General features: G+C 63.3%; 9 protein-coding genes. 5 read left to right on the forward strand and 4 right to left on the reverse strand.

Features of this window, described 5'->3' with window-relative positions; all coding sequences use genetic code 11:
* Position 1: 1 nt before the first annotated feature.
* Positions 2-2764: a ribosome-associated ATPase/putative transporter RbbA gene (rbbA, locus tag QX034_RS27910; RefSeq protein ID WP_316196158.1), complete on the reverse strand. Its 2763-nt coding sequence runs from the start codon at positions 2762-2764 to the stop codon at positions 2-4.
* Positions 2761-3798 (reverse strand): HlyD family secretion protein, encoded by a 1038-nt coding sequence (locus tag QX034_RS27915; protein ID WP_315704179.1) that lies wholly within the window; start codon positions 3796-3798, stop codon positions 2761-2763. Before QX034_RS27915 ends, rbbA begins: the two co-directional genes overlap by 4 nt.
* A gap of 283 nt (positions 3799-4081) precedes the next feature.
* Between QX034_RS27915 and QX034_RS27920 the strand changes: the two genes are divergently transcribed.
* The 5 genes from QX034_RS27920 (at position 4082) to QX034_RS27940 (ending at position 12908) form a co-directional block, all read left to right on the forward strand.
* Positions 4082-6346: a DUF3141 domain-containing protein gene (locus tag QX034_RS27920; RefSeq protein WP_316196160.1), complete on the forward strand. Its 2265-nt coding sequence runs from the start codon at positions 4082-4084 to the stop codon at positions 6344-6346.
* Between the two features lie 306 nt (positions 6347-6652).
* On the forward strand, positions 6653-7009 hold the full coding sequence (locus QX034_RS27925) for an SPW repeat protein (protein ID WP_409977502.1): 357 nt from the start codon (positions 6653-6655) through the stop codon (positions 7007-7009).
* Between the two features lie 247 nt (positions 7010-7256).
* Positions 7257-7478, forward strand: coding sequence for a hypothetical protein (locus tag QX034_RS27930; protein WP_315744458.1), 222 nt, complete (start codon positions 7257-7259; stop codon positions 7476-7478).
* Positions 7479-7780: 302 nt separating this feature from the next.
* On the forward strand, positions 7781-11125 hold the full coding sequence (locus QX034_RS27935) for a CHAT domain-containing protein (protein WP_316196162.1): 3345 nt from the start codon (positions 7781-7783) through the stop codon (positions 11123-11125).
* Between the two features lie 682 nt (positions 11126-11807).
* Positions 11808-12908 carry an IS4 family transposase gene (locus QX034_RS27940; protein ID WP_315701243.1) on the forward strand — a complete coding sequence of 367 codons (1101 nt, stop codon included), beginning with the start codon at positions 11808-11810 and terminating at the stop codon, positions 12906-12908.
* 438 nt (positions 12909-13346) lie between these two features.
* Here the strand turns inward: QX034_RS27940 and QX034_RS27945 are convergent, their stop codons facing one another.
* The gene (locus QX034_RS27945; protein WP_315704176.1) at positions 13347-13976 is read right to left on the reverse strand and encodes an HAD-IA family hydrolase; all 630 of its coding nucleotides are present in this window, start codon (positions 13974-13976) and stop codon (positions 13347-13349) included.
* A 48-nt stretch (positions 13977-14024) separates the two neighbouring features.
* On the reverse strand, positions 14025-15161 hold the full coding sequence (locus QX034_RS27950; protein WP_316167479.1) for an alpha-hydroxy acid oxidase: 1137 nt from the start codon (positions 15159-15161) through the stop codon (positions 14025-14027).
* Positions 15162-15352 lie beyond the last annotated feature (191 nt).

The raw sequence follows: 15352 nt of genomic DNA on the forward strand, positions 1-15352 counted from the left end.
CTCAGTTCTCCTGTTTCTGCAGCAGGATGTGAGCCGCGCCGAAGAAGCCGACTGCGAACATCACGAGGATCAGCATGTTGAAGCCGAGATCGGAATAGCTGAGACCTTTGGTGAAGGTGCCGACACTGATCGGCTGAAACCAGGCGGCCGGAAAGATCAGCCCGATCAGGCGCCCCTGGCCGGTGAGGGATGAGACCGGGACGAGCAGACCCGAGAAATTCACGACCGGGATGATGGCGAGGATCGTGGTCGCGAACACCGCTGCGACCTGGGTCCGGGTGAAACTCGAGATGAATTGTCCGAAGCCGCAGGTCGCGAAGACATAAAGCAGGGATCCGAGAGCGAGGGCGCCGAACGATCCTTTGACCGGCACGTGGAACACGATCCGCGCCATCAGCACCAACAGGACGAAGGTCAGCATCCCGACGATCACGTAGGGAAATTGCTTGCCCATCAGGAATTCGAATTTGCTGACGGGCGTCGAGCGGAAATTGGCGATCGAGCCGGTTTCCTTTTCGCGGACGACACCGATGGTCGCCATGACCGCCGGGATCAAGACCAGCATGATCACGACGACGCTCGGAACCATGCTGAAGACGCTTTTGAACGCCTGATTGTAGCGGAAGCGATTTTCGATGTGCACGCTTCCGAGATACGGGCTGGAGAGGGCGTTGGGACCGAGGCGCTCGGTCGCGAGTTCCTGCGCGTAGCGAAGCAGCAGGCCGTTGACATAGCCCTTCGCGGTCTCGCCCCGAAAGGGCATGGCGCCGTCGATCCAGAAGGCAGCCTCGGGCGCGCGCAGGGCGGCCAAATCGCGGCCGAAGCCGGATGGGATCTCGACGACGACGGCGAGTTCGCCGCTCCGCATGCGCTGGTCCAGCTCGGCCGACGAACTGACCGGAGGCTGTTCGGAGAAGTAATGTGAACCGGAGAAGCTTTCGAGCAGCCGGCGGCTTTCCGGCGTCTGGTCCTGGTCGAAGGCTGCATATTTCAGGTTCTCGACATCGAAGGTGATGCCGAAGCCCATGGCGAGCATCAGAACGAGCGGACCGACGAAAGCAAAGGCGAGCCGGATCGGATCTCGGATCAGCTCCATCGTTTCGCGCCGCGCATAGGCCCACATCCGTCCCGCGTCAAATCGCTTGACCCTGGCCGGTTGCCCTGGCCTGGGGGCAGGCGAACTTGCATCAGCGTGTGCTTGCGGCGTCGGCGCGATGTTGCTCTCCTCGCCTTCGGCGGCTTCCTCGAGGTAGGAGATGAAAGCATCTTCCAGCGAGTCCTTGCCACGCGCCTTGGTCAGCTCCTTCGGCGCGCCAACCGCAAGCACCCGCCCTTGATGCATCAGCGAGATACGGTCGCAGCGTTCGGCCTCGTTCATGAAGTGGGTCGAGAGAAAGATGGTGACGCCATCGTTGCGGGAGAGGTCGATCAGCGTGCGCCAGAACGCGTCGCGCGCCACCGGATCGACGCCCGACGTCGGCTCATCGAGAATCAGCATCGCCGGACGATGCAGGACCGCCACCGCAAGCTGCAGTCGCTGCTTGACGCCGAGCGGCAGGCTTTCCGGCTTGGCGTCCACCACATCCGCGAGTTCATAGCGCTCCAGCAGCTCCTTGATCCTGTCGTCGATCTCGTTCGACGGCAGGTGGTAGAGGTGCGCATGGAGCTCGAGGTTTTGCCGGACGGTCAGCTCGCTGTAGAGCGAGAATGCCTGCGACATGTAACCGACATTATGCCGCGCTTCCATGTCGTCAGCCGCCATCGGCTTGCCGAACAATTTGGCCGAGCCCTCGGTGACCGGCAGCAGGCCGGTCATCATCTTCATCGTCGTGGTCTTGCCGCAGCCATTCGAGCCCAGAAAGCCGAAGATCTCGCCGCGCCCGATGCGAAAGTTCACGTGGTCGACCGCGACGAAATCGTCGAACCGGCGCGTCAAATCTATAGCTTCGATGGCTGGGGTCAGGTCGTCGCTTTCGCTGCGCGGTCGGACGATGACCTCCAGATGCTGCGCGCGCTTTTCCGGCGGCAGCAGGGCAATGAAGGCATCGTCGAGCGTGGTCTTGTCGGCCTTGGCGAGGATCTCCTTCGGCGTACCGTGCGCGATGACCTTGCCCTCATCCATCGCGGCGAGCCAATCGAACCGGCTGGCCTCGTCCATGTAGGCCGTGGCGACGATCACGCTCATTTGCGGGCGCCGCAGCCGGATCGAGTCGATCAGCTCCCAGAACCGCCGGCGCGACAAGGGATCCACGCCGGTGGTGGGCTCGTCGAGGATCAGCAGGTCCGGGTCATGCATCAACGAGCAGCACAGGCTCGCCTTCTGCTTCATGCCACCGGAGAGCTTGCCGCATGGCCGGTCGGCGAAGGGTTCGAGGCCGGTCGCTTTCAGCAGTTCGTCGATGCGCGCGCGGCGCTCGGCGGCGCCTTGGCCGAACAGGCGGCCGAAGAAGTCGATATTGTCGAACACGCTGAGTGTCGGATAGAGATTGCGGCCCAGGCCCTGCGGCATATAGGCGATGCGGCCGTAACTCGCGCGGCGGTGGTCTTCATTGGCCATGTCGCCGCCGAGCGCCATGACCTTGCCGGTTTGAATCTTGCGCACGCCGGCGATGAGGGCGAGCAGGGTGGATTTGCCGACGCCGTCGGGCCCGATCAGGCCGGCCATGCAACGGGCGGGAATGTCGAGGCTCAGCTCATCGAGCGCAAACGTCTTGCCGTAGCGATGCGTGACGTGGGCGACCTTGGCGACAATGGTCTCGGTCATTGCGGCAGCTTGACCTCGAGCTCGCTCGGCCAGACGATCTTGGGGTCGGTACGCACGAAGCCGAGCCCGCGCACGCCGGTCTTGACCGACTTGTGATACTTGTCCAACACGTTCCGATCGATCTGGAGCTTGACGCGGAACATCAGCTTCTCGCGTTCCTCGCTCGTCTCGACGCTTTTGGGCGTGAACTGGGCGTCGCTCGCGACGAAGCTGATGCTTGCGGGAATCACGTATTCCGGAATCGGATCGGCGATGACGCGCGCCTGATCGCCGATGGTCAGCCGGCCGGCCTGGGCCGCCGGCAGATAGATCGTCATATAGACGTCGTTGAGATCGAGAATGGTGAGGACGCGCTGGCCGGAGGCGATCACCTCGCCGGCGCGTGCCAGGCGGTATTGCACGCGTCCGCTGCGTGGCGAGACGAGCGTCATGTCGACCAGCATCGATTGGTAGCGGTCGACGTCGGCCTCGGCGGCCTTGATCGATGACTCCGCCTGATCGCGCTGGGCATTGGCGGCCAGATATGCGGCTTCGGCAGCTTCGAACCTGTTGCGCCGCGTATCCACCACCTGCTGGGCGATATTGCCGCTTTGCAGCAGGGACTTGCCGCGGTCGTAATCGGTCCTGGCGAATGACAGGTCGCTCTCGCGCTGCGCGATCAGCGCAATCGCTTCCGCCAGTGCCTGCTTGGCCCTGAGCACCTGCGCCTGGGCAGCACGGAGCAGAGCCTCGGTCTCCGGTGATGCGATGGTGGCGACCACTTGGCCGGCCGTGACCTCATCGCCTTCGTCGACCGTCAGCGTCGCGAGGCGGCCCGGGTATTTCGCGGCCACGTCCACCTGCGTCGCTTCGATGCGGCCATTGGTCTTGACGATGCCGTCAGGCATATCGCGGCCATGCAGCCGGTTGATCAGTGTCTCCACCGCCTTCCGCGCATCTTCGATCGGTTTGGGCGAGAACGCGTCGGCGCGAGCTGTCGCGATCAGGGCCGTTCCGTCCCAACCCTGCAGCAGCGATGTTGCAACTGACAGCATGAGGCAAACTGGAATCGCTCGGCTGCACAATAAAAGAGCATTCCGTCGTGGAAGCATGATCGATCCTTGTCGTACCGCGCGGATGCGGCGAGCACGTGCCCGCCGGCACTTTGAACTCCAAGGACGATGACAGATGGGCGCAGCCGGTTGTTGATTTCAGTCAACGGGGGACGGCGCGCCAGCAAATAGGATGTTCGGCGTCTGGCGCCCTGCGACACGACCCGGCGCTTGCCGATATGAGCCTTGCGGGGATTCCCGCCGCGTGCCTCGAATGGAGAACGCAGTGACCCAGTCCATCGCCGATGCGAGCGCTCTTCGACTTTTGAGGCCACCGAGAGTGCTCGAACGACTATCGAGCCAGATCGGGGAAGCGGCGCCGACAGCGTTGAGTCGGTTGCAGGAGCACCAGCGCGTCTGGCAGCAGTCCGTTCCACCGAACGATCTCACCGACTATATCCGTGATGCCTGGGAGCGATCGGTCCTGTTCTTGGACATCTTGCGCCAGCGCGGCAACCAGCACGAGGAGATGCTGGCGCATGAGGTGAGTTCGGTCCTGATCTACGACAGCGAACTGGTGATGCGCGGTGATGAGTTGCCGAGGCCGGTCAATTATGGGCTCGTGCGCGTGATTCCGCCCGAGGGCGTCGAGAGCGATGACCGCAAGCGCCCGGTTATCGTGATCGATCCGCGGGCCGGGCAGGGGCCGGGGATCGGCGGCTTCAAGCAGATCAGCGAGATTGGCGAGGCGTTCAAGGCCGGTCATCCGGTCTATTTCGTAGGCTTTACGGCACAGCCGGTGCCGGGGCAGCAGATCGAAGACGTTGCGCGTGCGTTCGTCACCTTCGTCGAGAAGGTTGCGGAGCTTCATCCCGATGCACTCGGCAAGCCGTTCGTGTTCGGCAATTGCCAAGCGGGCTGGCACGCGATGATGGCGGCCTGCATGCGCCCCGACGTGGTCGGGCCGATGGTGATTGCGGGCGCGCCGCTGTCGTTCTGGGCGGGAGTCCATGGCGAGAATGCCATGCGTTATCTCGGCGGCTGGTATGGCGGGAGCTGGCTCGACCGCATGATCAGCGACATGGGCAACGGCATCTTCGATGCGGCCTGGCTGGTCGCCAATTTCGACAATCTCAACCCGGCGAATACGCTGTGGACGAAGCAATACACGGTCTGGGCCGATCCGGAGCAGGAGGCGGAGCGCTATCTGAAGTTCGAGAAATGGTGGGGTGATTTCGTCGTGCTGCGCGGCGAGGAAATGCAGTGGATGGTCGACAATCTCTTCATCGGCAACAAGTTCTCGACCGGTCAGATCGTCACCAGCGACGGCATCCGCCTCGATATCCGCGAGGTGAAGAGCCCGATCGTCTGCTTCTGTTCGCACGGGGACAATATCACGCCGCCGCAGCAGGCACTGGACTGGATTCTCGACAATTACCAAAGCGTCGACGAGATCCGGGAATTCGGTCAGCGGATTTTCTACACGATCGACGCGAAGGCGGGCCATTTGGCGATTTTCGTCGGCACCAGCGTTGCTGCGAAGGACCATGCCGAGTTCATCAACAACATGGAGCTGATCGACACCATGCCGCCCGGTCTCTACGAGATCGTGATCACCGATGCTGCCGAGGGCGGCTACGATCTGTCGATCGAGACGCGTGGGCTCGATGATATCCGCGCGCTGGGTTGCAACACGCTGCAGGACGAGCGTGAATTCGCCGCAGCCGCGCGGGTCTCGGAGATCAATAACGCCCTCTATCAGACCTTTGTGCAGCCCTGGATCAGGATGGTCAGCGGTCCGCAGGTCGCCCGCGCGGTTTTGGATTTCAATCCGCTGCGACTTGGTTATTTGGCCTTCTCGGACAAGAATCCGATGATGCGGATCGTCGCGCCGCTCGCCGAGTCCGCCAGGGCAGAACGCACCGCCATCTCCGCCGACAATCCGTTTCTCGCCATGCAGCGGCAATTCTCGAAGGCCATGGTGGGCGCGCTCGATCTCTTCCGTGCACTGCGCGATGAACATGTCGAGCGCAGCTTTCATGCCGTCTATGGCTCGCCGCTGGTCCAGGCTGCCTGTGGTGTTTCTCAGGACGATGGTCCGCCGCGGCCCCGGCCGGGGCTGTCGCCTTTCGTTCTTGCGGCTGCGGAGGCCGAGAAGCAACGCTTGCGGGACAGGATCGCAAAGGGAAGCGTGGTCGATGCCGTCGCCCGCATGCTGGTCTATATCGGCCGGGCACAGCGTCGGATCGACAAGAGGACCTTCGCTTCTTTGCGCCAATTGCTACTCGCGCATCCGGAAGTGCCGCCTTCGGAGTTCAAGGCTGCTTTGCGCGAGCAATGGGCGATCCTGGCCGTGGACGAGCGCGCCGCGATCGAGGCCTTGCCGGGGTTGTTGCCGCTGGTGGGCTCAGCGGGACGGCGCGCCTGTCTCGATGTGCTGGAAGCCTGCGTCGCTGCGGCCGGCAAGCTGAATGCCGACGGGCAGCAGCGATTGAACAGGTTGCGACGCATGCTGGTGGCCGGAGGCGGCAACGCCGAAGGGACAAGCTGAAGGACGCGACGGCGAAGCCGCCGCGGATTGACCTTGCAGCACGCGGAACGAGGATTCCGCCCGCCGTCGCGGCCATGTTCCCCACCGGCATCTCCGCTGGGCTGCCCGCTGTTCCGGGAGGTGCGCACCGGCACTGTGGCAGGCGTGCAGGCATCGTGCAGGCCTATTGTGTGCCCCTCGTAAGGGACGTCCCGTCCCTCCGGACACTGGAATTGGAGCCGTCCCGGCGGAATTGGGGAGTTGCAGCGGAACCGTAGGACTGTTGCTCAGTTAACACGCGTAGGTTGCTCCCTGATGGAGGCAATGATGGATAGATTGAACGCAAAGCTGTGCGACGTCGCCAACCTGATCCTTGGCGCAATCCTCCTGTTCTCACCCTGGATCTTCGGCTTTGAGGCCGGACACCTGTCCCAGAATGCAGTCATCTCCGGCATCGTGATCGCAGTCCTGGCGATTGCCGCCCTCGCCGCTTTTGCGGTCTGGGAAGAGTGGCTCAACCTCATCGTCGGCTTGTGGGTTCTGGTTTCCCCGTGGGTACTCGGATTCGAAGGGAACCGGACAGCCATGGCGGTCCATGTGGTCATCGGTGCGCTGGTGGCGATCCTCGCGGCGGTGGAAATCTGGATGACCCAGACGCCGTCGCGGATTACGACGAGCCGCTGAACGCGGTCGCAGGACCGCTCTCATCGTGACGTTGGCGCGGCCGCGAATGGCCGGATCAACGTCGGCGCAACGGACATTGCGGTGGCGACGGTACGTCGCCGGCGTGCAGCGTGCGCGCTGACCGTGTCACGTTTCATCAGCCGGCGCGTGAACGTTTGGCCAGGCGCCGGGCGGTATCGGCCGCCTTGTGTGCCGCGGGTCGCGTGCGGACATTCGTGAGACGATGTTTGACCGTTGGGAGGCGATCATGACTAACACTGTCAATGACGCTCTCACCGAGGCGCTTGACTCTCTCAAAACGGGTGGGGTCGTCCGAAAATACAGCTTGGTCTGGAGCGGTCGGAGCGAAGCCCCCCGGATCGTGATCTGGAAGGCCGCCGATACGTCCGACGAAGAGCTCCGTCACTCCGTGGCGGAGTCGCTGGCCGGTTTGGCGGCCGAATCTCAGATCAGCGTGGAGCACGACTGATAGGCACGATGCCTGTGTGGATCCACGCACCTCTTACCTCGGTCTGGCACGCCACCTCCGCCGGTCCGCACCAGAGCTGCAGTAGGACCGATTGAATCCGCCGATGCAACACCGGCGCGCGCCCGAGCGCGCCTTGTAGATCGGCCACTGACAACCTGCCTGCCGTCGCGTTGACACCACTGGACCGGCGCACTACAACACACGCAAAATGCGAATGTATAATTCTTGGCAACTATTTACCTCGGGCAATTCCTTTAGCCTTTTGTTTTGAATAATTTCCACTCCAAAATTCCGAGCCGGCCATGCCCATCCGTCAGATTCCCCGCACGGACCTGCAATATTGCCTGATCATCTTCGATGAGAGCGGACGGGAGCGGCCTGAACCCGACGGCACGCTTCTGAGCGATGTGGTGTTGAAGCGCGTCAAGGACCCGGCCGCTCAGATCACCGACGTGTTCATGATGAGCCACGGCTGGATGGGCGATGTCCCCGCCGCGATCGATCAATACGACAAATGGCTTGGCGCGGTGGCTGCGCATCAAGCGGATCGCACCGCCGTTTTGGCGCAACGCCCGGGCTTTCAGCCGCTGATCATCGGCCTGCACTGGCCGAGTCTTCCGTTCGGGGACGAGACGATCCAGGGCGGCGCAGGCATGCTTCTGGGGGAGGGCGAGCCCGGCGCATCGATCGAGGCGCTGACCGAGTTCTACGCCACCCGCATCGCGGACACGCCAGCCGCGCGCGACGCGATCCGCTCGATCCTGCAAGCCTCCCGCGCCGACCTCGGCGCAACAACGCTGCCGCCAGCCCTCGGCGACGCCTATACGACTGTTTTCGCGGAGTCCGGACTGGTGACCGGCGACGCGAGCGCCGCTCCGGGCTCCGACCAGGTGGCCTTCGATCCTGCCGCCATCGTCGCCGAGGCGCACGCCGAGGCTGCGGAGCTCAACGCCGAAACGGCCGCGGGCCTGCTCGGCGTCGGAGAGAGCTTGCGCGATGCTCTGCTGGCGCCGCTCCGCGTGCTGTCGTTCTGGAAGATGAAGGACCGCGCACGCGCGTTTGGCGAAGGCGGCGCCCACGCATTCCTGGAGCAGCTGCAGCTCGCCGCACCGGCGGCGCGCGTCCACCTGATGGGGCATAGTTTCGGCTGTATCGTGGTCTCGGCGGCAGTCGCCGGACCGCCCGGTGCGGGTGCGCTGTCCCGTCCGGTTGACTCGCTGTTCCTGGTGCAGGGCGCGCTGTCGCTCTGGTCGTTCGCCGACGCCGTTCCTGCCGCGCAGAATGCGCCGGGTTATTTCCGCCGGATCATGCAGAACGATCTGGTGCGCGGCCCGATCGTGACGACGCGCTCAGAACATGACAGGGCGGTCGGATTCTTCTATCCGCTCGGCGCGCGGGCGCGGAACCAACTCGTGCTGGATATGGAATATCCGGCCTATGGCGGCCTCGGCACGTTCGGGATGAGAGGCACCAAGGCGGCCCTGACGACGGATCGGCCGGTCCAATCGCCAGCTTTCGCCTACAATTTCGAGGGGGGACGCGTCTACAATATCGAGGCGAGCCGGATCATCAAGAATGGTGGCGGTCTCTCCGGCGCGCATAGCGATATCGCGCATCTGGAGGTCGCGCATCTGTTCTGGGCGGCGGTGCTCGCTGGACAGACGGTGTCCTCGCAGACGCATGCGGGCGGAGGAGGGCTGCTCGGTCTCGAGCACGCGCAGGGCCAGCAGCAACAGCAGCAGCAACAACAGCAGCAAGAAGGGGGGTCTGAAGGCCGCTTCTGGCCAGGGCCGGCGGAGCAGGTGCAGGTGGCGGCACCCAGGCCGCTAGAGCCCGAGCATTTCACGCGCGGAGGAGGCATCTTCAAGAATTTCACGGCCAGTCCGGCCGAGATCAAGGGCATCCAAGACATCCTCGAATCCACAAGCGGCAGCTTCTCCATCGAGAACGACGTCGGCGCTCCCGCGACGACGGAGGAGGTCAAGGCCGCTCCTCCGGGCCAGCAGCGCTGGGTCAATGCCGGTTTCGAAGATCTCGACGCACCGCTGCAGCCCGGGCAATGGTACAGCTTCGCCTTCGACGTCGACATTGTACCGCGCGATGCGTCTGCGGTGCCGTTGGCCGAGCAGCAACTGTTTCCTGAAGGCACCACTGAGGTGGTCCTCACCGTCAAGCTCGATAGCTCGGACTTTGAAATTCCAGCGGATCAGCAGAGCAAGAGACTCACGCTGCCGCGACGAGGGAAGTCCCGCAAGGCACGTTTCGACATCTCGCCCCGGCATCTCGGCCCCTCGGCGCTGAAAGCGACGATCCACAAGGACGGCAACTTCGTCCAGCAGATCGACCTGACCATCAATGTCGGCCAGAGCGTGTCTCCGCCGGAGGTCAAGGACGCCCACGGCCGGCCCTATGCGTCCGCCAACGTGCTGAAGCCGCGCGACGTCGGGCTGTCGATCATGCCGACGGTCGGTGGCTATGAGTGCCTGGTCTGGAAACCGGTCGGGGGCCGGGCGCGGCTGCCGCTTTCGGCGGACTATCTCGCCAAGGCGATCGAGACGGCGCGGCAAGAGCTGATGAAGGTGGTGAGCTACACCAACGCCGCTGGAACTCCGGTATTCCAGACCGGGATCGATATTCGCGACGGCGATCGTGATGCTGCGCTGAAGATCATGGCACGTGCCGGCGCGGCGTTGTTCCAGAAGCTGTTCTACGGCCCGGGCGCTGGAGAAGACTCCAAAGCCGTCGGCAATTTCCTGCGCAGCCTGGTGAGCGATCGAAAACGGCAGTTGACGCTGCAGGTGATGGCCGATGCGACCTCGATTCCCTGGGGCCTGCTTTATGTGGGCGATGTCGCCACCGGTGCCCAACTCGACTGGGACAATTTCATCGGCATGCGCCACGTCATCGAGCAGATTCCGATGCAGGTCACGCCGCTCGTGTTCGATTGCCTGATTCCCAGCGATCAGCCGGAGCTCAGCGTCAGCATCAACATGAACGACGATATCGACAGGCAGATGCACGCCGATTTCGTCGCGCAGCAGCATCGGTTCTGGGACAGCGCAAGAACAGAGCGCGGCAGCGTGCGGGTGACACCGCGCACCACGAGCGCCGAACTCGTCCACGCGCTCGCGAACGAGAACACGGACGACCAGATCCTTTATTTCTACTGTCACGCCCAGTCGACTGGGCTCAATGACCCTGGCGGCCCCGACAGCTCTTGCCTCGTGCTCACCGATGATAAGCGGATCACGTTGGGTGATCTGAATCTCGACGCTCCCACGAGCAAGCTGCTTCGCGGCAAGCCGCTGGTGTTCATCAATGCCTGTGAATCCGCGGAGTTGTCGCCGGCGTTCTATGATGGCTTCGTGCCCTATTTCATGGCGAAGGGGGCACGCGGCGTCATCGGTACCGAGTGCAAAACGCCGGCGCTGTTTGCGACAGCCTGGGCAAAGCGCTTCTTCGAGCGCTTCCTCGACGGCGAGCCGCTCGGCGAAGTCTTCCTCGGGCTCAGGCAGGAGTTTCTCAAGCAGCACGGCAACCCGCTCGGCCTGCTCTATGCCGTGCATTGTGACGGCGATACCCAGATCGCGCCGGCGCTGCCGCGGTCAAGCTCCAGCCCGCCGCAGCCCGTCCCTGAAACGGCCTGATCCTTCACGGGCGAAGCGCCCTGCGAGTAGCCTTTGCGTCGGTCGGATCGGCTTAGGAATCGAGATCGAGGTTCCGATGAGCGCCCCTGGCGATGCGAAGCATCGTCCTGCTCGAGACGAGGAGCGCAGTTGTCCGAAGAATTGCGGGACATCTGAAACTGCGAGCTTGATCTGCGCCGAAACACGAATTTCGCCAGCGAATTCAACGCGACTCGGCCTGTCCAGTCCCGTTGCGAAAAAGATTTTGGTTTCGCTTTTTCGGAAATTATGGTTGTCTGTCGATATCCCGCCTCACCACGGAGGGGCGTTGCGCGCGATCGTCACGACACGCGAGGCGGGGAGGCGGTGGCCGCAAAACATCGGAAGCATTCTCTGAGTGCGGACGAACGGTGTTTTTCGGACGTGAAGTCGCGTGGTCCTGATACCCCGACGCTGGTATCCCGCGCAAAGCGCGCGAGCGCTTTGTCGCGCACGGTGGCCAGAAAGCCCGGTGCACCGAGGAGAGCGCGTATAAGCGTTAAGACCATCGCGCAGGGAATGCCGGTGACCGGCTGTACCTGTGGTGACTGCCGCCTGCTTTCTTTGTTGCAGGCGGGCCATGGGTTGCGGCCAGCACCCGGCATTCCCCATAGGCGTTAAGTTTATGCTTGAGTGTTGGAATCCGCCGTGATTCGAACAGGGGATGGCAGACGAATCGCTCCTGAACGAGGACTGGACGAGAGTGGTTGCGCAGCTGGGCGGGGCTGCGCAGCTCGAGAAAACTGCGCGCCAGACGAAGGCCTTCGCGCGTCGGCGGCAGATTCCAGATGCGGTGACGTTACTTCGGCTGATGCTGGCCTATTGTTTGGGTGAAAGAGGGCTGAGATCGACAGCCGCATGGGCGGCTTCTGTTGGCCTTGCCGACCTCACCAGCGTGGCGTTGTTCTATCGGCTGCGTCAATGTGGTGATTGGTTTGCGGTGCTGGTGGAGGGCTTGCTCGCTGCGGCAGCTCCGAAGGCGAGCCAAGGCCGCCTGATCCGCATCATCGATGCGACGACAGTGCCTCAGGCGGGACCGGCTGCGCGCAAGAACAGTGAGCTTTGGCGCGTTCATAGCGCATTTGATCTGCCCTATGAGCGCTTTGGTCACTTCGAGCTGACAGATCAGCAAGAGGGCGAAACGTTTGACCGGATACCAGTGGTCAAGAACGAGATCCGCATTGCTGACCGCGCTTATCTGCAACCTGACCGCATTGCGGCCGTCCGCGAAGCCGGGGCCGACGTTTTGATCCGAGCGGGCTGGAAGAACGCACGTTGGCTTGACGCCAAAGGCCTTCCGTTCGATCTGATGGCCCAATTGCGTGCCGCGAAGGCGCGCGGACTGGTCGATCGGGAGATTTGGATCAAGCGCAAGGGCGGCGCGCCTCTGGCTATGCGTCTGGTCGCAATCAAGAAGCCCACCGGTGCGGCTGCTGCTTCTCGGCGTAAAGCCCGGCAAGACGCAAAAGATGAAAACCGCATCATCTCCAAAGAAACTTTGGAGGCTGCGGATTGGGTCATTCTGATCACGTCGCTCGCGCGGGACGAGTTCTCCACCAAAGATGTGCTTGCGCTCTATCGATTGCGATGGCGGATCGAGCTTGGGTTCAAGCGACTGAAGAGTCTGATTGGCCTCAAGACGCCGCCAGGAACCGATCCGCGCTCTGCCAAGCCCTACCTGCTGGCCCACCTCCTGATCATCCTGTTGCTCGAGCCGCTTGCCAGCGACTTCGAGGACTCTCCCCACTGGACGCAGGCCGCTTAACGACGCCTGGCGCTTGGCGGGTCCTGCAGCAGCTCGTTGCATCCTTGCTGCAAGCAATCATTCCACAACCAACCATCCGTTGCTTGCGCCGCAGAAAACGCGCGTTGGGGCGCCACCTTCGCGAGCCTCCTCGAAAACGCAAGTATCAATCGATGCTCGCGCTACCTTAACGCCTATGCGGCATTCCCTGCGCCCTTCGTTTCAGGAGGGACGAACTAACAGGCGGGACTCGGGCGCGAATGCGTTGCGAGAAGGATTTTGTACGTCTCGTTTGTATGGCTCGGTCGTCATGGCCCGCGAAGGCGGGCAATCCAGTACACCGCGGCTTCTCTGCTTGAACATGGGCATTTCTGGATACCGGATCGCCCGGTCAAGCCGGGCGAAGACAGCGGAGCGCGTGGGAGCGGGGAACCAACGAGCCGGCGAATGGGACCGAAGCTAAATCCCGAGCGCATCGAGCGCCGCGGCGACATCGTCGGACGAACGCACCTGCACCGCCTGCAGACCACGCGCCCGCGCACCTTCGACGTTCTCCGCGAGATCGTCGAAGAACACGATGCGCCTGGCCGGCACGCCGATCGCCTGCACCACGTGGTCGAACGCTTCCGGATCGGGCTTGCGCAGGCCGATCGACGACGACAGGAAGATCTCGCGGAAATGGCTCAGCAGCTCGGCATAGCGCGGCGAGAAATGCTCCACATGCGGCCGGTTGGTGTTGGAGAACACATAGAGCGGCAGCTTCGCGGAGGCGCGCACGAGCAGCGGCGCGATGCCCGGTACCTCGCCGACGAAGATCGCGTTCCAGCCCTCCAGAAACTGCGCATCGGTGATGGAAATGCCGAGCAGGTCGCGCAGATTGGCGAAGAACGCGGCGTCGCTGACCTGCCCGCGCTCGTGATGATGATAGGTCTCGTCATGCACGAAGCGCGCAACGATCTGGTCCGGTGCGCAGCCGGCATGGCCCGCCCAGCAGGCCATCGCCTTGGCGAAATCGATATCGATCAGGACGCGGCCGAGATCGAACAGCAGCGCATCGGCGCCGTCTGGGGAGAGGTGGGGCAGGGGCATGATGGGCGCTATCGACCTCTCGATCGTTCCGTCGGCTCTGTGCGATCCCTAATAGCGATACGGCTCGATATCGACCAGCGGAAAGGCGCTCAACACGCTCGGAGGGTTGGCGGCGGTGGCCGGATGGAGATAGGAGCCGTCGAGCTCGGCAAAGGAGGTGACGCCGAGCAGGCCGAGGGTGCGGATCACCTCGTCTTCCAGAAGCTCCAGCATCCGTTCGATGCCGGCCTCGCCCGCGGCTGCCAGCGCCCAGCATTGCAGGCGCCCGATGCCGACCAGGTCGGCGCCGGAGGCGATCGCCTTGACGATGTCGCTGCCCCGGCAGAAGCCTCCATCGACGATGATTTTCGCGCGGCCCTTCACGGCCTGCACTACTTCCGGCAGCACATGCATGGCGCCGCGGCCGTGGTCGAGCTGCCGGCCGCCATGGTTGGAGACATAGATCCAGTCGACGCCGTGGTCGACCGCGATGGCGGCATCCTCGGCGGTCGCGATGCCCTTGATGATCAGCGGGATCCGGAACTTGTCCTTGATCAGCTTCACGGTGTGCCAGCTGAGCGCCTTCTGATGCTCGCCGCCGGTGGCGCGCAGCCGGCTCTCGCGGACGTAGCGTTTGGCGATGTCGCGTTCGCGCCGGCTATAATGGGCGGTGTCGACTGTCAGGCAGAATGCCGTGTAGCGGCTTGCGATCGCACGGCTGACATAGTCCTCGACGAAAGCGTCGTCGCCGCGCACATAGAGCTGGAAGATGCGCAACGCATCCGGCGCCGCCTCGGCAACCTTCTCGAGCCCGGGTTCGGATACCGAACTCAGCATGTGGGCTGCGCCGAACTGTCCGGCCCCGCGCGCCACGCTTGCCGCTCCCTGCGGATCGAATATCTCGAGCGCGCCGACCGGCGCCAGCACGACGGGCAGGCGGAGCCGGCGACCGAACACCTCGGCCGCCGCATCGACGCGCGAGACGTCACGCAGTACGCGCGGCCGGAACGCGATCTCGTCGAGGGCCATGCGATTTCGCCGCAACGTGGTCTCGGTCTCGGCGCCGCCGACGATATAGTCCCAGGCATTCTGGTTCAGTTGGGCCCTGGCCTTGCGAATGAACTCGTGCAGGTTCTGGAACGTCTCCTCGCTGGCGCCGAGCTCGATGTTCCTCCATCCGGTCCCGACCGGGCTCTGTTCATTCATGGCGTTCCCTCGAAGATCGTTGTTCTTATTCACCGGCTATCCCGTCTCGCCCGCCGGCGCCATCCCCAATCGCAAAGCCCCGGGAACGGCCGAATCAGCCGCCCATTCCCGACAGGTCAGGCAGATGTGATTGCGGCGCGCAGCGGAATTCTTGATAATTGGAGTCGACTATGGAAGCTACCTTGAACATA

The organism is Bradyrhizobium sp. SZCCHNR3119, from assembly GCF_032487775.1.
Classification (GTDB): Bacteria; Pseudomonadota; Alphaproteobacteria; order Rhizobiales; family Xanthobacteraceae; genus Bradyrhizobium.

What these genes read in the sequence shown, in the direction of transcription:
- rbbA (WP_316196158.1), bottom strand. Translation starts at nt 2,764, where the DNA reads ATGACCGAGACCATTGTCGCCAAGGTCGCCCACGTCACGCATCGCTAC.
- QX034_RS27915 (WP_315704179.1), bottom strand. Translation starts at nt 3,798, where the DNA reads ATGCTGTCAGTTGCAACATCGCTGCTGCAGGGTTGGGACGGAACGGCC.
- QX034_RS27925 (WP_409977502.1), top strand. Translation starts at nt 6,653, where the DNA reads ATGGATAGATTGAACGCAAAGCTGTGCGACGTCGCCAACCTGATCCTT.
- QX034_RS27930 (WP_315744458.1), top strand. Translation starts at nt 7,257, where the DNA reads ATGACTAACACTGTCAATGACGCTCTCACCGAGGCGCTTGACTCTCTC.
- QX034_RS27935 (WP_316196162.1), top strand. Translation starts at nt 7,781, where the DNA reads ATGCCCATCCGTCAGATTCCCCGCACGGACCTGCAATATTGCCTGATC.
- QX034_RS27940 (WP_315701243.1), top strand. Translation starts at nt 11,808, where the DNA reads ATGGCAGACGAATCGCTCCTGAACGAGGACTGGACGAGAGTGGTTGCG.
- QX034_RS27945 (WP_315704176.1), bottom strand. Translation starts at nt 13,976, where the DNA reads ATGCCCCTGCCCCACCTCTCCCCAGACGGCGCCGATGCGCTGCTGTTC.
- QX034_RS27950 (WP_316167479.1), bottom strand. Translation starts at nt 15,161, where the DNA reads ATGAATGAACAGAGCCCGGTCGGGACCGGATGGAGGAACATCGAGCTC.